Genomic DNA, 26,615 nt, shown 5'->3' with positions numbered 1-26,615 from the left:
GGCCCCGGCGGCCCCGGCGGTCTCGGTGGTCTCCGCGCCGCCGGCGGCCGTCGCCGGGGAGCCGCCGGACGCCGCCCCGCCGTCGTCGTACCCTCGCCCCCGCAGCCGGTTCAGGAATGCCACCCGCTCAGCCCTCCGTCGCGCCGCGCGTCACGAGCGACGCGATCTGCTCGGTGTACCGGCGCCGGTCCCGGTGCTCCAGGTCGAGGATCGCGTCCAGGCCCCAGTGGAAGTGGTAGGCGACGTACGCGATCTCCTCGTGCAGCCGGTCGGTCGCGTACGTCACGATTCCCCCAGGCGGCTCCCGCCGAGTTCCACCTCGAAGTGCTCCGCGCAGTGCGGGCACTGCACGGCCGCCCGGGTGTGGCCCTCCGCGTTGATCTGGCGGTAGAAGTCCTGGAGGAACGCCAGGTCGGAGGCGAACATGTTCTCCACGATCCCGTCGTGCACCATCGGGAGGGTGCCCAGCCGGGTGATGACCCGGCCCAGCAGCACCACCGAGAGGTACGCCAGGTTCTCCTGCACGCGCACGTCCCGCAGCGGGACGAGCTCGTCGCGCGCCGTGGACAGCCGCATGACACCGTCACGGTGCACCGTGCCCGCGTCGTCGACGTACCCGCGCGGCAGCTCGAAGGGGAACTCGGTGCGCAGCGACTGCCGTGGCACCGGGTCGGCCGGAGGACCGGCGGGGGCGTGGTCCGGTGCGGCGGCGGGAGCGGAGTGGGGGAGCCCCGCCTCCGCCGCCGCGGTCCGCGGCGCGGTCCCGACCGAACGCCGCATTATTCGATGACCAGTTCTTCGAACACGATGGTGACGGTCTCGGTCAGCGCCGCCGCCTCACCGGCCTTCACCGTGCTCGTCTCGATCTTGCTGCACCAGGCGTTGCGCAGGTTGTAGCGCTTCACCGGGTTGTCCTGGTAGTCCATCATGATGATGGAGGCGTTCTTGCGGGCCGTGCTCATCTGGCCGCGGATCGAGTCGTTGATCCACTGCGTGAACGACGTCGACTGGGTCATGCCGCGCACGACCGTGCACTGGCCGTTCTTCTGCACCCCCGGCAGCAGCGCCACCTCGGGCCGGCCCTGCGCGCTGTTCTGCTGGTAGGTGATGACGTCCTGTTCGAGGGTGAGACCGCTGACCTCGGCGAGGTACTCGACCATCACTCCGTCGATCTGGAGGCCGAAGTTGTGTGACGTGAGGGCGTCACCCGGCTGGAGACTCATGTGCTCGCTGTCCTTCTGAAGAGGGGGGGCACGGAGAGGGTGAGGGGCGCGGAGGCGGGCTCCGCGGCGCCCGGTTACTCCTCCAGCTCCCCGTTGCCGCTGGAGAACTGCGCCAGCCGGAAGATCACGAACTCGGCGGGCTTGACCGGCGCGATGCCGATCTCGCAGATGACCCGGCCGAGGTCGACCGACTCCGCCGGGTTCGTCTCCTCGTCACACTTGACGTAGTACGCCTGCTCCGGGCTCTGCCCGAACAGGGCCCCGCCGCGCCACTCGTTGACCAGGAACGCGGAGACGTTGCGGCGGATGCGCGCCCACAGGTTGTGGTCGTTCGGTTCGAACACCACCCACTGGGTGCCGATCAGGATCGACTCCTCCAGGTAGTTGAAGTACCGGCGGATGTTCAGGTACCGCCACGCCGGGTCGGAGGAGAGGGTGCGGGCGCCCCAGATGCGGATGCCGCGGCCGGGGAAGGCCCGGATGCAGTTCACGCCGATCGGGTTGAGCAGGTCCTGCTCGCCGCGGGTGATCTGCAGTTCGAGGTCCACGGCCCCGCGGACGACCTCGTTGGCAGGGGCCTTGTGCACACCGCGCTCGGAGTCGTTGCGGGCCCAGATGCCGGCGACGTGGCCGCTCGGCGGGACCAGGCGCGACTGCCCGGTCGCCGGGTCGAAGGATTTGATCCAGGGGTAGTAGAGAGCCGCGTACTTGGAGTCGTAGTTGGCTGTCTCCTGGCGCCAGACCCGGATGTCACGGGCGTTCATGCCCGGCGGCGGATCGATGATCGCGACCCGGTCGCCCATCAGCTCGCAGTGCGCGATCAGACCGAGCTGGACCGCCTTGACGGCCTCCAGGTCGATCGCGCCGCGCTGGTAGGCGGCCATCAGGTCGGGCACGGCGACCATGGAGATCTCGTCGACGGCCTCCAGGCCGCCGAAACCCGTGCGGTCGGCGGAGTCGCCGAGGTACTGCGCCGGGCCGGGGTGGGAGCCCGCGCCGCGGCCGGCCGGTGCGGCCGGCTCGACGGGTGCGGGCGGCGGCTCGGGCAGCGTCACGGTCTGGTTCTCCGGACGGGCCAGCTGCGCGGACGGCGCGGCCTCGGTCACGGCGATGAGCTTGGAACGCTCCTTGACCTGGGTGACGACGTAGGAACGGCTGCCCTTCTTCGCGGTCACGTCGAAGGACTCGACCGGCTTGTCGCCGTCCTTGACGACCAGCTTGAAGCGCTCGGCGGGTCCCTCGCCCTCGGCGTCGGAGACCTCGACGGACAGCGGGCCGCCGAGGCCCTCCGCGATGGCGGCCACGGCGAAGGTACCGAGCCGGCGGGGCTCGGCGGCGGGCAGCGCGGCCGGTGCGGAGCCGCCCGCGACCGCGGCGGGCCCGGAGGCCTCCCCCCGGCCTGCGGCGTCCCCGGCGGACCCGCCGACGCGCACGACGTACGCCGCTGAGCCGCCGTTGTTGAAGAACCCGTAGACGGAGTGCGCGAGGTAGTAGCCGTCGGTGAAGTCGCCGAAGGCCGCGACGTACTGGGTCCAGTTGGTCACCAGCGTCGGCTCGTTCAGCGGGCCGGTCGGCGCCAGACCGACGAAGGCGGCCACCGACGTGCCGACCCCTTCGATCGGGCGGGAACCGCTCGCCACCTCCTCGACGTAGACGCCGGGCGACAGATAGGACGGCATGCTCTGCTCTCCTCGGATACGAGACAGGACACCCCACCTTGACGCGCGCGCGGCGCCCGTCGAAACGTCCCCCGGTACCCGGACGGGGGCACTCTCTTTGCCCCCTCCGCTGCCTGGAGGGGCAGATCCCGGGCGCCCGGCGGCGGGGCGGAGGCGGGGACCCCCGCCGGAACGGGTCGCCAACGGCGAGCGCGCACCCCGGTTCTGAAGCGCGCGGGCCGCACGGCCCGCGCGCCCGGGCAACCGGCGGGATCCCGGGGCAACGCATCCTGCCCCGGGGGCTCCTGTCCGCGCGCCCGGGCGGAACTAGCGTGCCGGGGTGAGCCTTTGGACTTCCCTGGAACCCTCCTCCGTGACCGTCGACCCCGGGAGCAGTACGCGGGTGCGTCTGCGCGTGCGCAACACCGGTGACGTGGTGGACGAATACCGTTTCGAGCCCGTCGGCGACGTGGCGCCCTGGACGACGGTGGAGCCGACGGCCCTGCGGTTGTACCCGGGCACCACGGGGACGGTCGAGCTGACGTTCGCGCCGCCCCGGACTCCCGACGCCACGGCCGGGCCCAACCCGTACGCGGTGCGGATCACGCCGACCGAGCACCCCGAGGCCGTGACGGTTCCGGAGGGGAACCTGACGATCACCCCCTTCGCCGAGGTGCGCGCGGAACTCGTGCCGCCGACCGTCAAGGGCCGCCTGCGCGGACGCCCGAGACTGGCGGTCGACAACCTCGGCAACACCAAGGTGACGGCGTCGGTCACGGGCAGCGACACCGGGGACCACCTCGCGTACGAACTCCGCCCCGGGAACGTCCAGATCGACCCCGGCCGGGCCGCGTTCGTCGACACGACCCTGCGCCCCCGGCAGATCATCTGGTTCGGCTCCAGGGAAGAGCGGCCCTACACCCTCATGGTGCGCCGCTCCGGCACCGAGCCGCTGGAGGTCGAGGGGACCTACGTCCAGCGCGGCTTCCTCCCGCGCTGGCTGGCCACCTTCTTCGGGCTCCTCCTCGCCCTGGCCATCGCCTTCGTGATGATCTGGATCTCCTACAAGCCGCAGGTCCGCACCGAGGCCACCGAGGTCCCCGAGCAGGCCGGCGCCATTCTGCCCACCACCCCGCCCCTCTCCCCGCCCCCGCCGCCGTCGCCCAGCGCCGAACCCGAACCGCAGAAGAGCGAGAAGTCCGAGGACGACGGAGGCGCCGGGGGCGGGCAGTCCCCGGAGCCCGCGGAACCGCCGCCCGTCGTGCCCGCGGAGAAGGTCCTGCTGCGCAACTCCGCCACCCGCATGTGCGCCGATCTGCCGGGCAACGACAAGGGCCAGGTCAACATGGCCGTCCAGCAGGCCGGCTGCGTCGGCACCGCATCGGACAACCAGCTCTGGAACCTTGAGGTGAAGTACCCGAAGCTCGGCCCCGGCGGCACGCCGCTCTTCCAGATCCGCAACGTCAAGGACCAGTTCTGCATGGACCTCGGCGAGTACGGCGGCCGGCCCGTGGGCACCGGCATCGGTGAGTTCCACTGCGACGGCACCACCGCCGACAACCAGCTGTGGTGGATCGACAAGCAGGACAACGGCGACTACTGGATCCGCAACTACGCCAGCAACGGCAGGTGCCTGAACGTGAACGGCGGGGCGAGCGCCGGGGACCGGCTGAACATCTCCGACTGCAGCAACACCGGCAACCAGGAGTGGAAGATCGTCCACCCCAAGAACGACTGAGGCCCGCGGCGGCCGCGACCGGTGAGCACCCCGCCGGGCCGGCCGCCGCCCCGGTCGTCGTTCCCGGCCGCCGGATCACCAGCCGCCCTCGCCCGGCACCAGTCGTCCCGCCTTGCGGTACTCCCGTCGAGCGCCCTCCAGCAGATCGTCCGCCGTCACCTCGCCGCCGCGCCCGGCGGCGAGATAGGCGGCCGTGACCACCGCGCCGCGGATGGAACCGCCGGCCAGCTCGAAGTCACGGGCCAGCGGGGCCGCGTCGATGCCGTCGGCGGACGGTACGTGCGCCAGCCCGTGCCGCCACAGCGCGAGGCGCTGTCCGGCGTCGGGGAACGGGAAGTCGACCACCAGGTCCAGCCGCCGGGTGAACGCCGCGTCGATGTTCGCGCGGAGGTTGGTGGTGAGCAGCGCGATACCGTCGAACGACTCCAGCCGCTGGAGCAGGTAGGAGCTCTCCATATTGGCGTAGCGGTCGTGGGCGTCCTTGACCTCGGAGCGCTTGCCGAAGACGGCGTCGGCCTCGTCGAAGAGCAGCACCGCGTCGGTGCGGTCCGCCTCCGTGAAGATCCGCTCCAGGTTCTTCTCGGTCTCCCCGACGTACTTGTCCACGACCGACGACAGCTGCACCACGTACAGGTCGAGACCGAGGTCGGCCGCGACGACCTCCGCCGACAGCGTCTTTCCGGTACCGGACTCCCCGGCGAACAGGCCGAGCACGCCCCGGCCGCGCCCGCCACCGGCGCTGAGCCGCCAGTCGCCGAGCACGCGGTCGCGGTGGCGGGCCCGCAGGGCCAGTTCGCGCAGCTGCCCCAGGGGCCCTTCGGGCAGGACCAGGTCCCCCCAGCCCACGGCCGGCCGGATGCGGCGCGTATGGCTCTCCAGCCCCGAGGCCGACTGCCGGCGCGCCGCGCGCCGCACATGGGCGGCGGTGACCGGACCGCCGTCGAAGGCGGCCAGCGCCCGCGCGGCCCGCGCGGCCCGCCGCACGCGGTCCCCGCCCAGGCGGTACGGGGCGACCGTCGTGGCCAGATCGAAGCCGTCGGCGTCCGCGCCCAGCACGGCCCGCCAGGCGGCCGTCCCGCCGTCCCGGCGGCCCGGTGCGTCCAGGACCAGCGGGTCCTCGGGGCACCAGTACGGGTCGTACGGGCGGGAACCGGCCAGCAGTACGGTCACGTCCGGCGCGGCGGCGAGCGCCCGCACCAGCGGGCCGGGCCGCTCGGGCAGGGCCGGCACGACGACGGCCCGGCCGCTGAGGCGGGCCTCGCGCAGCAGACCGGAGACGTCCTCGTCGCGCAGGTCGCAGCACATCCCGTCCAGGCCCGCGGCGCGCAGGGCTTCGGCGTACACGGCCAGGCCGTCGCCCTCGCGCTGTTCCCGCAGGTAGACGGTGGTGGGGCCGGACGCCAGCAGGGCCGCGAGCCGGTGGGTGAACTGCTCGGCTGCCGTGTCGGACGGCAGTGGTTCCGGCATCGGGCGCAGCAGCGCGAGCAGCGCGGCGTCCGGGGTGTCGTCGCCGAGGAGGTGCCCGACCAGCCGGTCGGGCACGCGCAGCGAACGCGTCAGGAAGGGACGTTCCGGCTCGTCGACCTCCAGCAGGCCGAGGGCGGCGAGGGGCGCGCGGACGTGCAGCCGGGCCCGGGCCGCGGCGGAGTGCGCGGGCACCCCGCACAGGTCGAGGGCGAGGCCGACGGTGGCCCGGCGCCTGCTCACGTCGTCGTTGAGGTAGCCGTAGAGCGGTTCGAAGGCCCGGTCGACGTCGGGAGCGAGGGCGACGAGCAGGACGGCGGCGTCGAGCGCGGTCAGGCCCGAACGTCCGGCCAGCCGGGCCAGCCGGTCGTCGGGGCCGGGCACGGGCTCCTCGTCGACGGCCCGACCGGTGCCCGTCCCGGTGGGCCGGGATTCGGTCCCGCCGCCCGTCAACGGGGCCCAGGTGCCGAGGAGATGGCGCACCGCCTCCTCGGAAAGGTAGAGGCCGCGCAGGGGGTCGTCGGCCGTGGGATCGCCGGCGGCCCGCCGTTCGACCAGCGCCGCCACCCGCCCGCGCAGCCCGTCGAGGCGGGCGAGCAACGCGCGGGCGGGGCCGTCGGCGGGGCCGTCGGCGGCCCCGGGTGGTGCCCCGGCGCCGGCCGTCCGCGGATCCGCCGCCGAGACGGCGTACGGGGCGCTCATCGCTCCTCCGGGCCGCCGGAGGCGGCCTGCGTCCCCTGGCGGGAGGCCGCGGTCTTGCGGGCGGCCCGTGCCGCCCGGGCGGCCGCCACCTGGTGGGGACGGTGCGAACGCCCCTCGGACGCCGCCGGGTCGCCGTCCACACCGCCCACCCGGACCGTCGCGCCCTCGGTGACCGGCGGTCCCGCGTCGTACTCCGGGAAGGACGGGAAGGGCGCGGTCACCACCAGGTCGAGGGACGGCTTCAGCTCGCCGCCCAGCGCGGACCAGATCTCGGCGAGCGACCGCGACTCCGTCTGGCTGCCGGCCACCGTCAGCGGCAGCGAGAGACCCAGCGTGCGCAGGGAACCCGGCAGTTCGTCCGGCGGCAGTACCTCACGGGGCAGCAGGGTCGCGAGCACGGCGGACAGCAGCCGGTGCTCGTCCTGCGGGGTCTTCGTCCACGCCGTCACCAGGTACGACAGCCKGAACCAGCGCGCCGGCCGACTCCGCCGCACGACCACGTCGCGTTCGTCCCGCACCGCCACGTGGCCGCGCTGACGCCGGGCCACGTCCTCCCGGATGTCGTACAGATACGTGTTGACCACGGGGGCGTTGCGCCGGGCCGCCCAGTCACGGGTCGGTGCCTCGAAGGACACGTCGATCCCCGAACCCGTCAACGCTCCGCCGCCCAACAGGCCCTTGAGTACCTCGTCCACCTCGTGGATCACGCCTGCGCTCCCGCTCTGCCCGCACGGCCGATTCCGCCCGGCACGTCGTCCGCCGCCGATCGTCCCCCGGGCGCCCGCCCGGGCCGCAGGGGCACGGGGGACGGCCGCCGGGCAGTCCGCCCTGCCCCTGCGGACACCTCGGGCCGCCTCCGGCTGCCCGGACGGTCAGATGTAGCCTTCCCGAAGGGCAAAAGCCACGGCGTGCGCGCGATTGCGCAGGTGGAGCCGTGTGGTGAGCCCGTGCATGACGTTCTTGACGGTCCGTTCGGAGTAGGAGAGCTTGCCCGCGATCTCACCGGTGTCGAGGCCCTCGGAGACCAGACGCAGGACGTCCACCTCACGCGGGGTGAGCCCGAGGGTCGGCGGCCCGGTCCGGCCCGCCGCACCCCGGTGCAGCGTGCCCACCTGCTGGATGAGGCGGCCGAGCAGATCGGCGGGCAGATCGCCGTCACCGCGGGACGCTGCCAGCACCGCCTGCACCAGCCGGTCAGCGGTGGCCTCGTGGCGCCAGACGATCGTGCCGACACCGCACTCCACCACGTCCAGCAGCTCGTTCTCCCGCATCGACGTCACCACGAGCACGGCGCGCGCCCCCTCGCTGCGCACGATCCGGCGCAGCCGGGTCAGCGCCGCCTCGTCGAGCGCGTCCTCCACGAGCAGGGCCACCGTGCCCGGACCGGACTCCTCGCGCAGCTCGATCTCCGGGTGTCTGCGCAACTGGCCGACCGCGCCCTCGCGGCTGATCGGGTCCGCGGCGCACACCGCCACGGGGACGCGCCGGTCCACGGAACCGGCGTTCGGGCCCGTGCCCGGAGAGGACGTGGTCATGGTCGGGGGTGAGTTGAGCAAGCGTTTCCCCTGTTCAGCGGCCGCCGCGCAACGCGGGCCGGGAGCGGATGAGCACCCTCAACCCTTCTGCGGGCACCGCCGGGACCGCAATCGTGGAGCACCACGAGCCGCACCACGAGACCGTGACGGCGAGCACCACGAGGCGGGCCCGCCCCCGCGCACGTCCCCGCAGTTCACGACGGATCCCGTAGGCATCGGGGCAGGGGGCCGGGGGCCGACAGTGAGGTGCGCCACTTCACACGACCGCGACACGGATTCCGACGTCTCCACCGGCGGGAAGCACACCATTCACCACGGGAGGCACCGATGACAGGACCGCTCCGCGAACGCGACGGTGCCCGGGAACTGCTCGCGGCCGGGACGGAGCGGGCCCGCGCCGGGTCCGGCGGCCTGGTGGTGCTCCAGGGAGCCACCGGCAGCGGCCGGACCTCCGTGCTGGAGAACGCCGTACGGGACGCCGCGGGGCGTGGCCTGCGGGTGCTGCGGGCGCGGTGCTCGCCGGAGGACACCGGTGTCCCGTTCGCCACGGTGTTGCAACTCCTCGGACCCGTGCAGGACTTCACCGACCTCGCACCCGACGCCGACGACCGGGGGAGCGCCGCCCGGCTGTGGCGGCTGCTGTGCGCGTACGCGGCCGAGGGCCCGCTCCTGCTGGCGGTCGACGACGTCCACCTGGCCGACGCCCCGTCACGCCGCTGGCTGCGGGAGGCGGTGCGCCGCATCGACCGATTACCGGTGCTGCTCGTGGCGAGCGAACGCGGCCAGTACGACATCGACCCACGGGGCGCGGGGCTCGCCCAATCCCTGCCCCCCTCCCTCGTCCGCACCCACACCATCGCCCCGCTCGGTGACACGGCCGCCGCGGAGCTCGTCCGCGCCGCGTTCCCGGCGGCCGGACCCGAATGGACGGCGGAGTGCGTACGGGCGGGGACGGGCAACCCGATGCTCCTGCACGCCCTGCTCGACGACCTCGGCGGCCCGCGACCGGCCGGCCCCGCGGCGGACGCGGCCCCGCCGCTGCCGGACACCTGCGCCGCGCTGTACCCCGGGAGCTATCCGGCGGCGGTCTCGTGGTGGCTGAACAGCGCGGGCGCGGCGACGGCCGAGGTGGCCCGGTGCCTCGCGGCACTGGAGGAGGCCTGGCCGCAGGAGACGGAAGAGGCGGAAGAGACAGAAGAGGCAGGGGCGGCAGAAGCGGCGGAAGGGACTTCGGAGACGGCAGAGGCGCAGGACATCCGGGAGACACCGCACCAGCGGACCGGGGGCGGCACGGCCGACCCGGTGGCTCCGGACGTGGCCAGGACGCTGGCCGAGGCGGCCGGTGCGGATCCCGCACGGGTCACGGGCTGGCTCACCGCGATGACCCGCATCGGACTCCTGCGCCCGGACTCCGCCGGCCGGCCCCGCTTCGCCCACCGGCTGCTGCGGGACGCCGTGCTGACCGGATGGCCGACGGCCCGACGCGAGGCGGCGCACCGGGTGGCCGCGGAGACGGTCCTGCGGCGCGGCGAACGCGTCGAGGCGGTCGCCGCCCATCTGGTGCGCGCGCCGGGCGTCGGCCTGCCCTGGGCCCTGCGCGTGCTGCGCGACGCGGCGACGGTCGCGGTGCACGACTCCCGCCCCGGCGCCGCCGCCCGCTATCTGCGCCGCGCCCTGGACGAACCGCTCTCCGACGACCGGCGCCAGCAGCTGCTGACCGAACTGGGCTCGCTGGAGTACGCCTCGGCCGGCGGCGCCGTGGGGATCGCGCGTCTGGCGGAGGCACAGCACCTGCACGCCGCACCCCGCGACCGGGTGCGCGCGGCCGTCGCCCTCGGCACCGCCCTGGTCGGCCGTGGCGAGGTCACCACCGCGCTGGAGGTACTGCGGCGCACGGAGGGCAGCCTGGACGGACATCCGGGACTCACCCGCACCGTGCGGACCGCCACCGCACTGCTGTCCGACGCCGACCTCGCCACCCGTCAGGAGACCTACCGCAGGCTCTCCGAGAGCGGCCGGCACGCGCCGGAACTCGTCGGCACCGCCAGCCGGGCCCTGCTGGTGCGGTACGAGGCCACGGCCGGCCTGATCTCGGCCGGCGAGGCCATGATCCGCGTACGGGCCCTGCTCTCCAGGCCCTCCGACCCGCTGGCCGAGCCGTTCCTGCTGGGAACGGCGGCGGCGGTCGCCGAGTGGGCCGACGAACTCGACGAGGCAGAGCGGCTCGTGGACCGCGGTCTGGCCGGCTGCCGGCACCCCGCCCTGCTCCACCCCATGGAGGACGCGCTGCTCAACACCCGCGCCGACATCGCCGCGGCCCGCGGCGACGTCGCCCGGCTGATCTCCGTGCGCGGCGACGGAGCGGCCGTCGCGGCACGCGCCCAGAGCGGACCCTCCAACCGGGACGCCCACGTGCTGATGGCACTGGTACACACGGGGCGCTCCGAGGAGGCCGGACGGCTCGCCGACGCCTTCGACCTGAGCCGGGCCCCGGAATCATGGCAGCTGAACCGCTTCCTCTACGCGCGGGGAGTGCAGCGCCTCGCCGCCGGAGACCCGGCGGGCGCGCTGCACGACTTCCTGGAGTGCGGCCGCCGTCAGACGGCCCGAGAGGTGCTCAGCCCGGTCGTCACCCCCTGGCGGACGGCGGTCGCCCAGTGCCGCCTCGCACTCGGCGGCGGCCAGGAGGCCCTCGCTCTGGCCACCGAGGAACTACGGCTGGCCCGGGTGTGGAACACCCCGCGCACGGTGGGACGCGCACTGCGCGTCCTCGGCACCGCGACCGGTGGCCGCCGCGGACTGCACCTCGCCGAGGAGGCGGTCGACACCCTCAGGGACGCCCCCGCCGACGCCGGCATGGAACTGGTCGAAGCGCTCCTCGCCCACGGTCGCCAGCTCCTCGCCGCCGGCGAACGCGCACGCGCCCGTGACCGGCTGCGCGAGGCGGCGGACCTGGCCGAACGCAAGGGCGGCCTGAGGCTGCTCGCCCTGACCGAGCAGGCCCTGCGCGAGGGCGGCGCCCGGGTCCCGGCCGCGGCGCGGACCGGCTCGGGGGCCCTGACCGCCAGCGAGCGCCGCATCGCGGAACTGGCCGCGGCGGGGCGGACGAACACCGAGATCGCCGACCTGCTGCACCTGGCCCGCCGCACCGTGGAGACGCACCTGACGAGCAGCTACCGGAAACTGGGCATACGCCGCAGGGCGGAACTCCCCGCCACCCTGGACGGCCCCCGCTCCCCGGCGCGGCCACCCCGGACCCCATCTGACACCGGGCCGGGCACTTCCGGGTGAGGGGCCCACGCCGGGCGGACCGGCCGTACGGGCCGCTGCCGAGCGGGGGCTGTCGGTGCCGACTCCTATGATCCACCTCATGCGCGAGTTCTTCATGGCGGATGGGCGGAAGCTGTCGTACCTGGACTTCGGCGGTCCGGGGAGGCCGCTCCTGGCCCTGCACGGGCACTACAACGAGGCGTCGGCGTTCGCGCCGCTCGCGGGGGCGTTGGCGCCACGGTGGCGGGTGATCGCGCTCGACCAGCGCGGACACGGAGAATCCGATCGTGCCCCCGCTTACGGAAGGGACGACTACGTATCCGATGTCGTCGCCCTCCACCGGCATCTGGGGGTCGGGCCGGTGCCGGTGCTGGGGCACTCACTGGGCGGGGTGAACGCCTACCAGTTCGCCGCCCGGCACCCGGACCGGGTCAGTGGGCTGATCGTGGAGGACATGGGCGCGGCAGTCCACTGCGACTGGTCGTTCACCACACGCCTTCCCGCCACCGCACCCTCCCGCGAGGCACTGGTCTCCGCCCTCGGCACGGCGGCGCCCTATCTGGAGTGCTCGTTCAGGCAGAGCGACCGGGGCTGGGGCTTCTCCTTCGGAATCGACGACACCGTCGCCTCCCAGAAGGCGCTCAACGGTGATCACTGGGACGACTGGACAGCGGTGTCCTGCCCCACCCTGCTGGTCCATGGAACGCAGAGCGACGAGTTGACGGCCGATCACGCCCGCGAGATGGTCGCCCGCCGCGGCCGGCGGACCCGCCTCGTCGAGCTTCCGGCCGGTCACGTCGTGCACCACGACGTTCCAGAGCGGTTCGCCGCCGAGGTCGGCGCCTTTCTGTCGGAGTCCTGCTGAGACCCGGAGGACCCGCGCTCACCGGTCGTCGGACCAGGCGGCAGGGGGCGGGGACGGGATCCGTCACCGCATGTGGCTAGACTGGGCCACTGCGAAGGGGAGTAGCCCCGCAATACCGGTCGTCGACACACTGGAACCCCCGGGTTCCCGGTGGCCGGGCCCGCGCCCGATGGGGATGCGGGTGGGCGAGACCTTCGGCCCATTGTCGACGACATACATGCGCGTCGGCGGGGTCGAAGCTGCCGCCGCCCCTCGCGCCGGTCGCCCTCGAAGCCCGTCGGTGCGGGAAATCCGGACGGTTGCTGTGATCCATTTCGTACTGCTCATCGTGTGTGCGGGGGCGATCTACCTCTCCTGCGAGTGGTTCGTCAATGCCGTGGAGTGGCTGGGCGAGCGCCTCAAGGTCGGAAAGACGGCGGTCGGCACGATCCTGGCCGCTTTCGGTACCGCTCTGCCCGAATCGGTGGTGACGCTGGTCGCGGTGACCACCGGCGCCACCGACGAGGCGAAGCAGATCGGCGTCGGCGCCGCGATGGGCGGGCCGCTCGCCCTGGCCACCATCGCCTACGGGGTGACCGGCGTGATGTTGCTCCTCAAGCGCCGCAAGCAGCGACTGGAGGTTCCGGCGCCGACGGGCACGCCGGAGAACGGGCCGGGCGACGAGACGCTCGGCAACCGGAAGGACATGGAACGGCTGGCCAAGGACCAGAAGTGGTTCCTGCCCATCTTCTTCCTGAAGGTCGCCCTCGGTCTGGTCGCCTTCGCGTTCAAGCCGGCCCTGGGCGTGCTGTTCTTCGCCGCGTACGCGGTTTACTTCTGGCGCGAGATCCGTAGCAGCCGCGCCGCCGACGACGCCGACGCCGATGAGGACGGAGAACCGGAGCCGCTGAAGCTCCAGCCCAAGGCCGCCTCTCCGGCCACGTGGGCCGTGGCCGTCCAGACTCTGGCCACCCTTGTCGTGATCTTCATCGCCGCGCACTTCTTCGTGAAGCAGCTCGATGTCATCGGTCCGATGCTGGGCCTCTCGGCCACGGTCACCGCCCTGCTGCTCTCGCCGATCGCCACCGAGCTCCCCGAGATCATGAACGCGGTGATCTGGGTCCGTCAGGGCAAGACCAAGCTGGCCCTCGCCAACATCTCCGGCTCGATGATGATCCAGGCCACCGTTCCCAGCGGCATCGGCCTGATCTTCACCAGCTGGCACTTCGACGGCCCCCTGCTGTGGTCCGGGATCGTCACCATGGCGGCGATCACCTATCTGCTGCTGACCATGCGTGCCCACCGGCTGACTCCGGCCCGGCTGGCGGTGGCCGCCGGGTTCTACGCGGTCTTCGCCATCGGACTCGTCCCCATCCTCGGCTGACCCGCTGCGGAGACCGGCGGGCGCGGGCCGCGGCTCAGACCGTGGTCGTGGCGTTCTGGAGGATGCCGAAACCGGTGCCGGACACCCTTGCGGCGACGACCACGGCGACGGGCCCGGCGGGCAGCACCATCAGCCGCGTGCCGCCGGCCGGACAGGCTGGCCGGGACCGGCGCCCGCGCCGTCGTCGGCTCCAGGGCCTGGCCCCCGACCGGGTCGTCTCCAGAAGGGCCGGTGAGGGGGGGGCATGCTTGTGCTGTGGACCTGAGACCGGAGTTGTCGCCCCCGCCCGTGAGCCGTCGGCTGCTGGACGAGTTGTGCGCCGAGGTGGAGCGGATCGCGGAGCTCCTGGAGACCGGCTCGGAGGTGGCGGACGAGGCGATCGCGGCGTTCAACGCGAAGACCGGTCACGACTACGCGGCGCTCGACTTCGCCGAGTACGACGGCAGCAGGAGCCTGGAGGAGTTCGCGCGGGAGGCGGCCGGGCCGGCTCGACCGGTGGTCGCGGACATCACCCGTGACGAGCTCGTGGAGATCGTACGCAGACTCCTGACGGCTGCCCCGGAGAGCGACCACCACCTGCGCCTCCTGCAGGCGAACGTGTCGCATCCCCGGGTCGCCGGCCTGCTGTTCGATCCTCCGGACCACCTTCGGGGCGCGTCCGCGGAACAGATCGTCGACGAGGCCCTGAAGTACCGGCCGATCGCGCTCTGAGACCGGCGGGTCCTGTGCGGAAGCCCGCCGGCGGTGGCCTGGTGTCCGCCGGGGCCGGCCGGCCCCGGCGGACCGGCTCACTTGGACTGCGTGGAGAGGCTCACACCGCTGAAGTCCTGCGCGGCGGCGAGGCTGAAGTAGACCCAGCCGGACGGCGGGTTGTCGATCGTCAGCGTCTCGCCGTTCCCGGCATTGGTGGACTTCGCCTGGTAGTTGCCGGTGGTGGCCCAGGTGCTGCCACCGTAGTAGAGGTCGGCGTTGCCGGTGCCTCCGCTGCTGGTGATGGTCAGCTGCTTGACACCGGCGGGCAGGTAGAGGAAGTGGTAGCTGTAGTTGCCGGTGGCGGCCGCGAGGTTGTCCCGGCGGCAGTTCTGGTCGAACTGCCGGGCGTCGCCGAGGGTGCACAGCGGGGTGGTCCGGGCCTCCGGCAGCGGGCCGCAGTCGTTGGTCGCGCAGGTGGTCGACAGCCAGGTGGCGAAGCCGGCGTCGTAGCCGGTGCCGATGGTCTGCTTCAGGAAGGTGCGGGCACCGTTCCAGTCACCGGTGCGGTACTTGCCCAGCACGGTCTCGACGTCGGCGGGGTGCGCCTGGAGCATGTAGCGGACCGCGAGGAAGCCCCAGCGGTAGACCCGGTTCGAGTTGACGTCGGGGTCCCCGTCCTGGTTGTAGACGGTGTCGAACAGGTCGCTCAGCTTGTACGTGTTCTTGGCGGCCTCGGCGATCGCGTCGGCGTTGCGCGCCCCCCGGTAGCCGTACGAGATGTTCTCGGCGATGCCCTCGACCCACCAGATGGTCGGCGTGGTCAGGCCGGCATCGAAGTCGCCGGCCATGTTGTAGCGGCCGTCGAGGTAGTGCGTGTACTCGTGGTTCAGGTTCCAGATCTGGAAGTCGGGACGCAGCCAGCTGGCCTCGTGGGCGATGAAGCGGGCCTGGTTGCCGGGCGCGGCCGGGTTGCCCTCCTCGTACATGCCGCCGTTGTCGACGTCGATGTTGTAGATGGCCCAGGCGTACAGCGAGTACTGGGTGTAGTCGTCGAAGACGACGACCTCCAGGTTGGTGTTCACGTCACCGGGAATCGGGCCCTTGTCGCCGATGACCCGGTGGAAGTAGGCGTCCTGGTTCACCAGGCTGGTGCAGGTGCTGTCCAGCTGGCCGGGGGACATGTCCTGGGCGCGGATCTTCAGGCCCGGGGTGCACGTGCGCTGGATCGGCAGGATCACCGGGAGCACGCGCTCGCCCAGGTCGCAGATGGCGTAGGCCGCGCAGTTGTTCCTGTCGTACTGGCGCGTGTACCAGCCCAGGTTCATCGTGATCGGCGCGGTGGGGCCGACGTTCGGGTAGCGGTTGATCAGGTCCTTCAGCAGCGGCCGGACCCGGTCCTTCAGCTCGGGGACGTCGAGGGCGTAACCCAGGTAGCGGCCGACGTTGCTGACGACGTCCAGGCGGTTCAGCTCCGCGCCGTTGCGGGTGATGAAGCCGGCCCAGGTGTCGAGGATGGCGGGGTCGGCCTTGAGGGCGGCCCGCCAGCCGCGGGCGTCGCTCTTGGCCTTGAAGCCGTTCTCGACGACCCACTCGACGTGCTGCATGGCGAGGTTCATCTGGGCGGGCCACGTGCCGTCGTAGGCACCGAGCATCCACTTGACGACGCCGGCGTACCGGCCGGCGGCGTGGGTGCTGTCGATCAGCGTGACGACCTCGTTGAGGATCTCGCCGTTCGCGTCGGTGACGTCCTTGCTGCGCGGAGAGGCGAAGAAGGCGTCGAGCGCGCCGCGCGCCGAGCCGTCCAGCGCCGTGCCGTAGTCGCCGACGACGTCCGCGTGGTTGTCCTGCACGTAGTAGCCGGCGCGCAGGAACAGCACCAGTTGCCCGATGGCGGCGCTGTTGTTGCCCGAGTAGGTGGCGGAAGCGTCGCGCAGCGCGTCGGCGACGGTCACCATCTGGGCTTCACGGAACGCCTTCCGAGCGTTCTCCCCGGTGAGGCCGAACAGCGGGTACGTACAGTCGATCCGGGGGAGGGCCTTGAGCTGCTGGACCAACGCGCCGCCCGTGGCGTTGATCACGCCGGAGAGGTCGCCGCACTCGGCCCCGGCGGCGGCCGAGGACTGCCTGTCGGCCTTGTCGCTCTTGTCGGCCTTGACGGGCTTGGCGGTGGGGGCGGGGGCCGTGGCGGCCTCGTCGGCGCTGTCCTGCGAGGAGATCCGGAAGCGCGAGCTGTTGCGCAGCGCATCGGGTGACTTGGGGACCGGAATCGACCGCGGCGCAGAGGCCGCGGTTCCACGTGCGTTCGCACCGGCCGGGGCCGTGGCGCCGACGGAGGCGGCCTGGCTCGGCGGCGTGAACAGGCCGAGCGCAATGAAGACGGCTGCGCCGAGCGCAGGAAGTCTGCGCGCGCCGGCCTTCGATATGCGGAAGGGATGCATCTGTGGGGGCCTCCGGGGCCGTCGTGCCGCGTGCTGGGGACACGGCAGCTGATGTGTGACATGTAAAATTTCACATGTCGCATCATGCTGGAAGTCTTTTGGCCAGATTCTCGGCCACCGAAACTGAAACGTTGTCAACTTCCGGCCCCGGACCGTTGAGCCGGTCAGACGGGGCGGCGCGGGTGGAGCGGGAGGGGGTGGTCCGGTAGTCCGGTACGGCTTCCGGGTATCGCCGCACGGCGTGGTTCTGGCCCGATGCGATGTGCGGTGCGCTGAAGTCCGGCAGGCCGCCCGCGCACATGCCGGACAGGCTGGGTCGCCGGTGCCGTCGCCCTGGAGCGGACCGGGGCGCGGGCGGCCCGCTGCCGCTGATGGCCGTCCTCGCCCCGGGCGACGGCGAACCGGGCGCACGCCATGTGCGGCACGGCCGGGGAAGCCGGCGGCCTCGGAGCGGCTCGCGTCAGGATTCGGCCTTGGGGACCTTGAGCTTGGCCCAGGACGTGGGACCCGGGGTGCCGTCGGCGTCCGAGCCGGTGTAGCCGAGCTGGTGCTGCCAGGCCTGGTAGGAGTTGACGTCGCCCGAGCCCCAGACGTCGGCGTTCGCCGTGCTGCGGTAGCGGTCGCAGCCGACGTCGACGAGCCGGTCGTGCATGGCGGCGATGATCGGGCTGCGGCGGCCGGCGGTGAAGAACCCGTCCCCGGGGAACGGTTCGAAGTCGGACGCGGGGGGTGTCCAGCGCCAGGAGGTGACGGCGGGGCCGCCGCGGGGATCGCTGGGGTCGGCGGTGGGCGGGCACTGCCCGTCGGGGTAGCGGGGGGCGAAGTAGCCGGTGACGTAGCTGCTGCGGCGCGGGTTGGAGTGCGACCAGACGCCGTTGCCCTGGCCGTGGTCGGCGGAGCCGGCCTGGATGCTGTTGCCGCCCTTGGTGTAGACGGTGTCGGCGTCGAAGCCGGTGACGATCTCGGTGTGGGCGCCGTTGCCGAAGTTGACCCAGGCGCCGACGGAGGGGTAGTCGGACCACTGACCGCGAGCCTTGGCCCACGCCGTGAAGCCGCTCACGTTGTCGACCTTGGGCACGATCGCGTCGAGACCGGCGTCGTGGTACATGCACCAGTCGAAGATCACGCACCAGGCGACGCCGTCCTCGCCGAACTCCTCGCCCCAGCGCGTGTAGTTGTCCCATCCGTCGTGGCTGTTCCAGCCCTCGTAGATCTGTTCGGGGACGGTCATGAGGTGGTCGGTGAGCTGCTGCCACTGGGGTGTGCTCATGGGGATGCCTCCAGGTGTGAAGGTGTCGCGGGTGAGGTGCCGGCCGTGGTGCCGCGTAAGCCGGACGGCGGGGCGCGCTTCGGGGCGGGCGTCCTGTGCTGCGGGCGGCCGGACGAGGTCGTGCGCGGTGAGGTAACCGGAGTTGTCGGTTTTCATGAGGATCCCCGGGAGTTGGTGACCCGATACCGTCCTGAGCTGTCGAAACGATTCAGCTGGATCTCGCGGATGTCTGCCGTTCCGGAATGCCGGCCGAAGGCGCCGCCGCCGCGCCCGGAAGATTAATTGAACATGTTCAGCCCGACTGGGCAGAATGGATGCCCGTAGTCGGCCGGGCGGACGTTCGTTTCGTTTCGACGCAGTACGAGGGAGGGGTGACCGTGGATCAAAAGCGGTCGTACGGCCGGGTGCTGGTGGTCTCGGTGCTGGTGGGCTGGCTGGAGGGCGCGCTCGCCCTCGTGGTGGTCCTCCTGTACGTCCGGACGCAACCCCCGCCGGACACTCCGGTCGACCGCTCCGCCCTGGCGGCGGGGCTGCTCTCGTTCAGCGTGATCACCGGCGTGATCGCGTTCTCCTGTCCGTGGTCTTCGTACTGCCGGCCGTGGCACTGGCCGATCTGACCGGCCGTCGGATCGGCGGACGCGAGGCGTGGTGGGTACCGGTGGTGGTGGCAGCCCTGATGGCACCACCGGTCGTGGCCTCCGCGACGTACAACCACGTGGAGGAGCGGAGCGCGCTCGTCTTCTGGGCGGTGGCGACGGCCGCGCTCTCGCCGGGGGGTCTGGTCGCCCGGATCCGGCGCCGGGGACTGGTCGGGCAAGTGGCCTTGTGGGGTGCGGCGGTGGTGGCGGGAACGGGCCTCCTCGGCACCCTCGCCTTCGCCGCAGGCCTGCTGCCCGCCTACGAGCCGCCGGCGATCGGTCCGTCGACCGTGGCCGGCACTTGGGTCGACCACACGAGCGGGACGCTGGTCTTCACCTCGGACGGCCGGGTCACGGCCTCCGGCGTCGGCGAACACGCCCCCGACGATCCGCCCAGCGGCCCGTCACGGAGGTGTTCGGGCTCGGGCACCTGGTCGTACGAGCCCGGACGCGACGCCTGGACCCAAGAGGTCCGGGTCCGCGTACCGGGGTGTTCCCGGCAGGTGTGGAGCGTCGGCGGCACCGACCGGACGCCCCGTCTCTACCGGCACGTCGGTCGCCCGGACTCCGGAAACCTGTACCAGCTGCGGAAGGCCGTAGACGGCCCGTGACGCCGGACCCGGAGCGGGGGAGTGGCTGCCGTCACGGCTGCGCGGGTTCTGTCGGCAGGGCGTGCCGCGGGTGTCCGCCGGGCGTGTCAGCGCGGGGTCAGGGGACGTGGTGCAGTCTGGTTGTCGTGACCGGGAGAGTGACCGGGCCCGGTCGCGAGGGAGAGGTGCCCGGAGTGGTTGATCGGGGACCGGCCATCGGCCGTTCGGGTTCCATCGGGATCCACGCAGGTTCGAATCCTGCCCTCTCCGCCGTACGCGGGCACCCCCGGAGCCGCCGGTCCACCGGGGGCCCTCCGGTGTTCGGGACCGCGCCGGGAGGGAGCCGTCGCGCGGCCCCGGACCGGGCCACCGAACCGGAGACGCTCATCCGCGGCGCGCCGCAGCCTTTCCCCCGTACGCCGACGACGGCCCACCCGGGGGTGTGCCGGGTGGGCCGTCGAGACCGAGGTCAGTTGTTCTGCGTGGCGTCCGTATCCGCCTGCGAGGCCGCGCTGTCGGCGGCGTCCAGCTTCGCCTGCATGTCGGCGGCCTGGCCGTCGGTGCCCGCCGACTGCTCCGCCTTCGGGTGGGCGGCCGTGCCGCCCCCGCAGCCGGTCAGCAGCAGGACGGCCCCGGCGGCCAGGGCGGTGAGTACGGCCGCACCGCGCCGGGCGGACCTCACTTGGACCCCTGCGCGGAGCACCAGGTGGAGACGGCCTTCAGGTCCTCCTGGCGCTTCTGCAGGGTCGGCACCAGGTTCTTGCGGAACGTCAGGCGGTCGTTGAGGTACGTGTGGATCTCGGTGTGGCCGGCGTTCTTCGCCTCGGTGACGCGCTGCTCCAGCCGGGCGACCGAGCCCGCGACGGTGGCGTCGCCGTTCAGCCGGGTGAGGGAGGCGCTGATCCGGGCCTCGGTCTTCGGCAGGCGCTTGCAGATCGACTTGGCRCCGTCGCCCTTCGGCGCGGACTTCGCCGAAGCGGCCGGGCTCGGCGAGGCGCTTTCGGCCTGCGCGGGGCCGGCGGACAGCAGTGCACCGGCCAGGGCGACGGCGCCGATCGCGGCGGCGGTCCTACGGTTCGCGAGCATGGTGGTATTCCCTTCGGTGCGACGGGCCGACGCGTGGGCGCGCCGACCGAGCAGGAGGCTAGGGAGCCTTTTTGTGGATTCCTTGTGACCGCCGGACCGGCCGGACCGGCCGCACGGGCCGCACGGGCCGCACCGCGCCGCTCCCCGGACGCTCCCGGGGGCCGTCCGAACCCCGCCCCCATCAGTCGCCCCGGGAGATCCAGTCGCGCCGTGCGGGCAGCCGCACCGTCGGTTCGTCGTCCGAGACCAGCGGAAGCCGCACCTCGAAGCGCGCGCCCGTCCCGCCGGGTACCTCGCCGAGGCTGACCGTGCCCCGGTGCAGCGCGGCCTGCTGCGCCACCAGGGTGAGCCCGAGGCCGGAGCCCGGGCTGCCGGGCCGGTGGTGGAACCGGCCGAAGACGGCCTCGCGTTCGGCGGGCGGTACACCGGGCCCCTCGTCGTCCACCGTGAGAGTTGCGAAACCGCCCTGCGCGCGCAGCCGGACCGTGACCCGCGGCGGCCGGCCCGGCCGGTGGCCGTGCACCACCGCGTTGCCCAGCAGATTGGCGAGCATGATCTTCAGACCGGAGTCCCATCCGAAGATCCGCAGCTCCGCCGGCAGCTCCACGTCCAGCACCAGCCCCGACCCGCCGTGCCGGCGCGCCGCCTCGTCGGCAGCCGCGTCCACCAGCTCGCACAGGTCGAGCGGGGCGAAGGCGGAGACCTCCACGAGGTCGCCGAGCGCGAGCATCCGCAGCGCGCCGAGCAGTTCCAGCAGCCGGGCGTGGTCGTTCCGCAGGTCGCGCACCACCTCGGCCCGTTCACCGGGGGAGAGGTCGGGGTGGGCGGCGAGTACGTCCAGGTCCGTCTGCATGCTCATCAGCGGCGTACGCAGCTCGTGCGAGGCGGCGGAAGAGAAGGACCGGGCGGTGTCCAGCGCCTGCGCGGTCCGCGTCGCCTGCTCGTCGTAGCGGGTGAGGAGCTGGCCGATGGCCGCGGACAGTTCGTCCACCTCGGCGATGTTCACCGGGGTACCGACGAAGGCGGCGGCCCCGGCCGCCGGGTCGAGTCCGGCGGCCCGCCGGCTCAGCCGCCGTACGGACGCGGTGGCGCGCCCCGCCAGTCCGTACGCGAGGAGTCCGGACACCGGGGCGGCCAGCAGGGCCACGAGCAGCACCCGCCGCCGTACGGCGGCCACCTGCGGGTCGGTGCTCGAAGCCGCCGTGTAGATCCACAGGTTCCCGGGCGCGGCGCCGGTCACCGGCACGCTCAGCACCCGCCAGGCGTGGCCCTTGGCGCGGACCGTGACCGGGCCCTGCGGGGTCAGGTCGGGCAGCCGGACCGCCGCGTCGGGCTGCGGACCGCCCTCCAGGACGGTCGCTCCGTCAGCGCCGCGCACCCGGATCCCCGCGTCGAGGACGTCACCGAGCACCTTGCGGTGCTGGTTCTGCTCCGCCTTCGGCCGGCCGTTGCGGTCGGCGGCCAGCAGGGCCCGTACGTCGGGCAGGACGGCCGAGGCACCGTCCTGGAGCCGCGCGTCCTGTTGCTGGCGCAGGTCGCGGCTGACGAGCCCGAGCACCAGCAGACCCGCGGCCAGCACCAGCAACGGCATGACCACGGTGACCGAGAGCGCGATCCGGGTGGCGAGCTTCACGATCCGCTCCCCGCGCCGGGCACGCGCAGCACGAACCCGACGCCGCGTACCGTGTGGATCAGCCGGGGGCGTCCGCCCTCTTCCAGCTTGCGGCGCAGGTAGCTGACGAAGGTGTCCACCGCATCGGTGCGCACCTCGAAGTCGTAGCCCCACACCCGGTCCAGCAACTGGTCCCGGGTCAGGACGATGCCCGCGTTGCGCACCAGGGCCGCCAGCAGCTCGAACTCCCGCCGGGTGAGGTGGACCTCGGCCCCGCCGTGGTGCACCTGGCGGGTCGCCTGGTCCATCTCCAGCGGTCCGGCGCGCAGCACGTCCCGCTCGCTGCGCGCCGGGCTGCGCCGCAGCAGGGCGTGCAGTCGCAGCACCAGCTCCTCCAGCGCGAAGGGCTTGACGAGGTAGTCGTCGGCGCCCGCCTGGAGCCCGGCGACCCGGTCGGCCAGTTCGTCCAGGGCCGACAGCATCAGGACGGGGGTTTCGTCCCCGCGTGCGCGCAGGCTCCGGCACACCTCCGTACCGGTCAGCCCCGGCATGGACACATCCAGGACGAGCACGTCGGGGGGCCGTGCGTCCACCTGGGAGAGAGCGCCGGGCCCGTCCTCGGCGAGGACCACGGTGAATCCGCTCAGCCGCAGTCCGCGCTCCAGCGAACGCCGGATGGCGGCGTCGTCGTCCGCCACGAGCACCACTGCCGTGTTCATGCTGCCTCCCGCACTGCCCCTGTCCGAACCGGGCCGACCCTCTCACAGCCGTCCAGGCCGACCGGACGCGGGCCCCGACCGGGAGCCCGTTTCCGGTCAGGTTCCGTACCGTTCCGTCCCTGGGGCCGTCCCCGGGGGGTCGGCGGAAACCGGCCCGGCCCCGTCGGCACCGGCCGGACCCGTGGCAGCCGCCGGTGCGGCGGCCGCCGAGGTCCCGGCGGCGGGACGACGSGGGGTGGGCCGTCGGCCCTGGCGCCACGCGCGTCGCCCACTACGATGCGGGGCATCGGCAGGGCAGGGCGGCGGGACGGCGGGGTAGCGGTGAGCGGGTACGGCGGGGGCGGGTACGGGGACCGGGCAGGCGGAGAGGCGGGACGGCAGCCGACGGGCCGGCCAGCCCAGGTCGGCCCGGCGTCGCCGCAGGGGTACCCGTACTCGGTCCCGCCGCAGGGATCCCCGTACGCCCCGTACCCCCCGTACCTGCGGCCGCCCGTCGAGCCCTCCCGGGGCAGGAAGATCCTGCGCGCGATCCTCAATCCCCTGTACGCCGCCCAGCGGACCTTCCGTCCGTCACGTCGCGGGATCGTGCACGATCCACAGGTGCGCAGGCTCCAACTCTGGCGGACCGTGCTGGGACTGGTCGCCTGGGTGGGCCTGATGCTCACGTACAAGGCCGTCATCAGCGCCGACGGGGTCAAGGCCGTGGCGGACGACCGTCTCGACCAGAGCTGGTCCAGCGTCCTGGTACTGGTCTGCACCCTCCCCGTCGTCGTGGGCGGCTTCGTGGCCGCCGCCAGGGGTGGGCTGCGGCGCGTGTACCTGCGACGGGCCCTGCGTCCACTCGGCGCGGTGGTGGCCATCATGGCGTCCATGGGCACCTCGGCGCTCGCGATGGCCCCGGAACTGGCGGGGTTGCGCAACGCCGTCGGGCTGCCCGGAAAGATCGTCATCGCGGTGCTGTGCCTGTGGTCGATCGGGTTCGCGCTCTACGGCATCGGCCTCTCGCTCGTCCACGTCTTCCGTACCGCCGACATCCACGAGGTGGTGCCGCCCGTCCTCGCCGGTGTACTGGTGTGGGAGATGGCGCTGCTGGACCTGGTCACGGGTGCCTATCCGCAGGTCCCGGCGGGCGTCCGGGCGGTCTTCGTCCTCGGCGCCCCCGTCACGGTCACGGCCCTGTCCTGGTGGGAGATGCGCCGCCTGCGCCGCCACCACGGACTGACGGTCCGTGGCGCACTCGGGCGCTGACGGCCTCACAGCCGGGGACACCCCGGAGGTTCCACCGCCGCGCCGAGCGGGCGCGGCGGCCCCGCACGCCCCGTGGGCCCGGACACGGTCCGCTCCGTACGAGGCCGCGTGCGGCCGCGCGCGGCGGTTGCGGGCCGCCGCGGGCACCTGCCCGGGTGTCAGGCGGGAAGGGCGTCGGCCAGGCCCACGCCGAGGAGCAGGAAGGCCCGGTCGGCGGCGGCGACGGCCTCGGGGTACACGTCGTCGGCCGGGCGGCCCGCCTGCACCTGGTCACTGTTGCGGTCGGCGAGGGCGCGCAGGACCGTGACGACCTGCACCGCGGCGAGCCGCGCGGTGAGCTCGTCGGCGCCGGCCTCCTCCAGCGCCTCGGCGAGGGCGGCGATGCTGCGTCCGGCGTACCGGAGCAGCCGCTCGCTGAGGCTCGCCGTCGTGCTGAGCAGCCTGGCGAAGGCCAGGGCGTCCGGGTCGGAGGTGAGCCCGGTGACGGGGTCCCGCCGGGCCAGGGCGTCGAGCTCGTGGGCGTGCAGGGCGGCCAGGGGGCTCGTACCGGCCGGGCGGGCGCGGACCACGCGGGCCGATTCGTCCTCGTGGTCGGCGAACTGCTGCAGGACGAGGTCTTCCTTGGTCGGGAAGTAGGTGAACAGCGTGCGTTTGGAGACTTCGGCGGCCTCGGCGATCTCCACGATCGACACGTCGTCGAAGCCGCGGCTCAGGAACAGTCGCAGCGCCGCTTCGCAGATCGTCTGTCGGGTGCGCTGCTTCTTGCGTTCCCGCAGCCCAAGTTGCTCAGTCATGCGCCCACGATACCAATAGGGGTACCGAGGAGAAACTTGCACCTGGTATAGTTCTCTACCAAGTGAAGGAATCGTCCTGGGAGGCTCCATGAACGTGCAGGTCACCGGTGTCATCGTCGTCGGGGCCGGCGGCGCCGGGCTCACGCTCGCCACCGAACTCGCCCTCGCCGGCGTCCCGGCCGTCGTGCTGGACCGGCTGCCCGGCCGCAACCTCCAGTCCCGCGCCGGGGCGATCCAGCCCCGGACCGCCGAGATGCTCGCGCTGCGCGGTCTGCTGGACGACGCGCTCGGACGCTCGATCGACTATCGGCTGGAGGGCGGCCACTTCGCGGGACTGCCCGTCCCCCTGGACTACGCGGCGTGGGACACCCCGTACCCGCACCCGGTCCTGCTCCCGCAGGACCAACTGGAGGCGGTGCTGGAGGACCGGCTCACCGAGCTCGGCGGTCAGGTGCTCAGGGAGCACCGGCTGACCGGCCTCGAACAGGACGCCGACGGCGTCACGATCGCCGTGACCGGACCGGGCGGGGACCTGTCCGTACGGGGCCGCTACCTCGTCGCCTGCGACGGCGCCCACAGCAGCGTGCGCAAGATCATCGGAGCCGATTTCCCCGGCGAGGCCGCCACCGTCCGCATGGCCACCGCCGATCTGCTGCTCACCGGGGACGTGGACACCAGCTCCGCCGGACACATCAGCTCGCGGATCCACACCACGCCCCAGGGCCATTTCGCCATGATCACGCCCCTGGCGAACGGCCTCCACAAGCTCATCTTCAGCGGCCCCCGGACCATGCTGGCCGAGCGCGACGCCCCGGTGACGGCCGAGGAGGTCCGCGAGGTACTGCGTGCCACCCACGGCGGGGCGCTCGACGTCGCCGAGATCCGCTACGCCTCCCGGTTCAGCAACGCCAGCAGGCAGCTGGAGCACTACCGCCACGGTCGCGTGTTCTTCGCCGGCGATTCCGCGCACATCCACTCCCCGGCCGGAGGCCAGGGGCTCAACCTCGGGGTGCAGGACGCGTTCAACCTCGGCTGGAAGCTCGCCGCCGTCCTGCGCGCCGATGCGGGCGAGGAGTTGCTGAACACCTACCAGAGCGAGCGGCACCCCGTCGCCGCGCGGGTGCTGGCCCTCACCCGGGCGCAGGGGGTGATCATGGGGCCGCAGCGCGACGGCGGGCTGGGCGAGCTGCGCGACGTGCTCACTGACCTGCTCCGCCTGCCCGACGCCAACCGGTACATGGCCGGTGTGATGGCCGGGCTCGACCTCTGCCTCCCGTCTCCCGACGCCTCGGCCCATCCGCTGCTGGGCCTGCGGATGCCCGACCTCGACCTCGTCGTCGACGGCGAGCGGGTCCGGTTCAGCCACCTGACGCGCTCCGGACGCGGCGTCCTGCTCAACCTCACCGACGCCCCGCTTGCCGCCGCGGCCCCCTGGAGCGACCGGGTCACCCACGTGCGTGCCCGGGCGGAATCCGGCGAGACCGACGCCGAGGCCATACTCGTCCGCCCGGACGGCTACGTCTGCTGGGCCGGCGGCGCCGGTCTCACCGAGACGCTCACCCGCTGGTTCGGCCCCGGCGACCTCGTGGCCGATGGGATCGCGGGGGAGTCCGGGTGAGGGCCTTCGAGCGGTTCGGCATGGGAGCGGTGAAGCGGTACCGCCCCGGCGGACTCATCACCCACGAAGGCGTGGGCCCCCGCGCCGATCA

The 26,615-nt window shown here is 73.0% G+C and carries 23 protein-coding genes and 1 tRNA gene; 10 read left to right on the top strand and 14 right to left on the bottom strand.

Going from position 1 to position 26,615, the window contains the following annotated elements; genetic code table 11:
- Positions 1 to 127: 127 nt before the first annotated feature.
- The 4 genes from AB4039_RS28085 to AB4039_RS28070 all read right to left on the bottom strand — a co-directional run bounded on the left by AB4039_RS28085 (position 128) and on the right by AB4039_RS28070 (position 2,902).
- The gene (locus AB4039_RS28085; protein WP_266844633.1) at positions 128 to 286 is read right to left on the bottom strand and encodes a DUF6760 family protein; all 159 of its coding nucleotides are present in this window, start codon (positions 284 to 286) and stop codon (positions 128 to 130) included.
- Positions 283 to 780 (bottom strand): hypothetical protein, encoded by a 498-nt coding sequence (locus AB4039_RS28080; RefSeq protein WP_442272108.1) that lies wholly within the window; start codon positions 778 to 780, stop codon positions 283 to 285. Before AB4039_RS28080 ends, AB4039_RS28085 begins: the two co-directional genes overlap by 4 nt.
- The gene (locus AB4039_RS28075) at positions 780 to 1,223 is read right to left on the bottom strand and encodes a phage tail protein (protein WP_266844631.1); all 444 of its coding nucleotides are present in this window, start codon (positions 1,221 to 1,223) and stop codon (positions 780 to 782) included. The genes AB4039_RS28080 and AB4039_RS28075 overlap by 1 nt, the downstream gene beginning before the upstream one ends.
- A 74-nt stretch (positions 1,224 to 1,297) precedes the next feature.
- Positions 1,298 to 2,902 (bottom strand): phage tail sheath subtilisin-like domain-containing protein, encoded by a 1,605-nt coding sequence (locus AB4039_RS28070; RefSeq protein ID WP_266844630.1) that lies wholly within the window; start codon positions 2,900 to 2,902, stop codon positions 1,298 to 1,300.
- Positions 2,903 to 3,221: 319 nt separating this feature from the next.
- Here AB4039_RS28070 and AB4039_RS28065 point away from each other — a divergent pair, with 319 nt between their 5' ends.
- Positions 3,222 to 4,619 (top strand): RICIN domain-containing protein, encoded by a 1,398-nt coding sequence (locus AB4039_RS28065; protein WP_266844628.1) that lies wholly within the window; start codon positions 3,222 to 3,224, stop codon positions 4,617 to 4,619.
- A gap of 75 nt (positions 4,620 to 4,694) precedes the next feature.
- On the opposite strand, the gene AB4039_RS28060 is transcribed toward AB4039_RS28065, so the two are convergent.
- The 3 genes from AB4039_RS28060 to AB4039_RS28050 all read right to left on the bottom strand — a co-directional run bounded on the left by AB4039_RS28060 (position 4,695) and on the right by AB4039_RS28050 (position 8,320).
- Positions 4,695 to 6,785 carry an ATP-binding protein gene (locus tag AB4039_RS28060; RefSeq protein ID WP_442272107.1) on the bottom strand — a complete coding sequence of 697 codons (2,091 nt, stop codon included), beginning with the start codon at positions 6,783 to 6,785 and terminating at the stop codon, positions 4,695 to 4,697.
- Positions 6,782 to 7,492, bottom strand: coding sequence for a DUF4255 domain-containing protein (locus AB4039_RS28055; RefSeq protein WP_266844624.1), 711 nt, complete (start codon positions 7,490 to 7,492; stop codon positions 6,782 to 6,784). The genes AB4039_RS28060 and AB4039_RS28055 overlap by 4 nt, the downstream gene beginning before the upstream one ends.
- 165 nt (positions 7,493 to 7,657) lie before the next feature.
- On the bottom strand, positions 7,658 to 8,320 hold the full coding sequence (locus AB4039_RS28050) for a response regulator transcription factor (RefSeq protein ID WP_266844622.1): 663 nt from the start codon (positions 8,318 to 8,320) through the stop codon (positions 7,658 to 7,660).
- 327 nt (positions 8,321 to 8,647) lie between these two features.
- Between AB4039_RS28050 and AB4039_RS28045 the strand changes: the two genes are divergently transcribed.
- The 4 genes from AB4039_RS28045 to AB4039_RS28030 all read left to right on the top strand — a co-directional run bounded on the left by AB4039_RS28045 (position 8,648) and on the right by AB4039_RS28030 (position 14,529).
- Positions 8,648 to 11,611, top strand: coding sequence for an AAA family ATPase (locus tag AB4039_RS28045; RefSeq protein ID WP_442272106.1), 2,964 nt, complete (start codon positions 8,648 to 8,650; stop codon positions 11,609 to 11,611).
- Positions 11,612 to 11,690: 79 nt separating this feature from the next.
- Positions 11,691 to 12,455, top strand: coding sequence for an alpha/beta fold hydrolase (locus tag AB4039_RS28040; protein WP_442272105.1), 765 nt, complete (start codon positions 11,691 to 11,693; stop codon positions 12,453 to 12,455).
- Between the two features lie 304 nt (positions 12,456 to 12,759).
- On the top strand, positions 12,760 to 13,818 hold the full coding sequence (locus tag AB4039_RS28035; protein WP_266844619.1) for a sodium:calcium antiporter: 1,059 nt from the start codon (positions 12,760 to 12,762) through the stop codon (positions 13,816 to 13,818).
- A 255-nt stretch (positions 13,819 to 14,073) separates the two neighbouring features.
- Positions 14,074 to 14,529 (top strand): hypothetical protein, encoded by a 456-nt coding sequence (locus AB4039_RS28030; RefSeq protein ID WP_442272104.1) that lies wholly within the window; start codon positions 14,074 to 14,076, stop codon positions 14,527 to 14,529.
- A 77-nt stretch (positions 14,530 to 14,606) separates the two neighbouring features.
- Here the strand turns inward: AB4039_RS28030 and AB4039_RS28025 are convergent, their stop codons facing one another.
- On the bottom strand, positions 14,607 to 16,949 hold the full coding sequence (locus AB4039_RS28025; protein WP_442272103.1) for a collagenase: 2,343 nt from the start codon (positions 16,947 to 16,949) through the stop codon (positions 14,607 to 14,609).
- A 460-nt stretch (positions 16,950 to 17,409) separates the two neighbouring features.
- Positions 17,410 to 18,375 carry a peptidoglycan-binding protein gene (locus AB4039_RS28020; RefSeq protein WP_266844615.1) on the bottom strand — a complete coding sequence of 322 codons (966 nt, stop codon included), beginning with the start codon at positions 18,373 to 18,375 and terminating at the stop codon, positions 17,410 to 17,412.
- Positions 18,376 to 18,596: 221 nt separating this feature from the next.
- On the opposite strand from AB4039_RS28020, the gene AB4039_RS28015 reads away from it, so the two are divergent.
- The 3 genes from AB4039_RS28015 (at position 18,597) to AB4039_RS28005 (ending at position 19,717) form a co-directional block, all read left to right on the top strand.
- On the top strand, positions 18,597 to 18,836 hold the full coding sequence (locus AB4039_RS28015; protein ID WP_266844613.1) for a hypothetical protein: 240 nt from the start codon (positions 18,597 to 18,599) through the stop codon (positions 18,834 to 18,836).
- A complete protein-coding gene (locus tag AB4039_RS28010; RefSeq protein ID WP_442272102.1) occupies positions 18,797 to 19,468 on the top strand; it encodes a hypothetical protein in 672 nt (223 codons plus the stop codon). The genes AB4039_RS28015 and AB4039_RS28010 overlap by 40 nt, the downstream gene beginning before the upstream one ends.
- Before the next feature lie 158 nt (positions 19,469 to 19,626).
- Positions 19,627 to 19,717 (top strand) — tRNA-Asp (locus tag AB4039_RS28005).
- Positions 19,718 to 19,916: 199 nt separating this feature from the next.
- Here AB4039_RS28005 and AB4039_RS28000 read toward each other — a convergent pair.
- The 4 genes from AB4039_RS28000 to AB4039_RS27985 all read right to left on the bottom strand — a co-directional run bounded on the left by AB4039_RS28000 (position 19,917) and on the right by AB4039_RS27985 (position 22,864).
- Positions 19,917 to 20,129 carry a hypothetical protein gene (locus tag AB4039_RS28000; protein WP_266844610.1) on the bottom strand — a complete coding sequence of 71 codons (213 nt, stop codon included), beginning with the start codon at positions 20,127 to 20,129 and terminating at the stop codon, positions 19,917 to 19,919.
- Positions 20,126 to 20,533, bottom strand: coding sequence for a hypothetical protein (locus tag AB4039_RS27995; protein ID WP_266844609.1), 408 nt, complete (start codon positions 20,531 to 20,533; stop codon positions 20,126 to 20,128). The genes AB4039_RS28000 and AB4039_RS27995 overlap by 4 nt, the downstream gene beginning before the upstream one ends.
- A gap of 181 nt (positions 20,534 to 20,714) precedes the next feature.
- The gene (locus AB4039_RS27990) at positions 20,715 to 22,166 is read right to left on the bottom strand and encodes a sensor histidine kinase (protein ID WP_442272101.1); all 1,452 of its coding nucleotides are present in this window, start codon (positions 22,164 to 22,166) and stop codon (positions 20,715 to 20,717) included.
- On the bottom strand, positions 22,163 to 22,864 hold the full coding sequence (locus AB4039_RS27985) for a response regulator transcription factor (protein ID WP_266844607.1): 702 nt from the start codon (positions 22,862 to 22,864) through the stop codon (positions 22,163 to 22,165). Before AB4039_RS27985 ends, AB4039_RS27990 begins: the two co-directional genes overlap by 4 nt.
- Positions 22,865 to 23,464: 600 nt before the next feature.
- Here AB4039_RS27985 and AB4039_RS27980 point away from each other — a divergent pair.
- Entirely contained in the window at positions 23,465 to 24,112 is a 648-nt protein-coding gene (locus AB4039_RS27980; protein WP_442272100.1) for a hypothetical protein, read from the top strand.
- Positions 24,113 to 24,270: 158 nt separating this feature from the next.
- Here AB4039_RS27980 and AB4039_RS27975 read toward each other — a convergent pair whose 3' ends face one another.
- Positions 24,271 to 24,906: a TetR/AcrR family transcriptional regulator gene (locus AB4039_RS27975; RefSeq protein WP_442272099.1), complete on the bottom strand. Its 636-nt coding sequence runs from the start codon at positions 24,904 to 24,906 to the stop codon at positions 24,271 to 24,273.
- 88 nt (positions 24,907 to 24,994) lie between these two features.
- On the opposite strand from AB4039_RS27975, the gene AB4039_RS27970 reads away from it, so the two are divergent.
- Complete coding sequence (locus AB4039_RS27970; RefSeq protein ID WP_442272098.1) at positions 24,995 to 26,524, top strand: FAD-dependent monooxygenase; 1,530 nt, start codon at positions 24,995 to 24,997, stop codon at positions 26,522 to 26,524.
- Positions 26,525 to 26,615 lie beyond the last annotated feature (91 nt).

This window comes from Streptomyces sp. M-16 (genome assembly GCF_052114405.1).
Lineage (GTDB): Bacteria > Actinomycetota > Actinomycetes > Streptomycetales > Streptomycetaceae > Streptomyces.
Note: the sequence above shows the minus strand (reverse complement) of the source record. Positions and strands in the feature narration are given on the sequence as shown.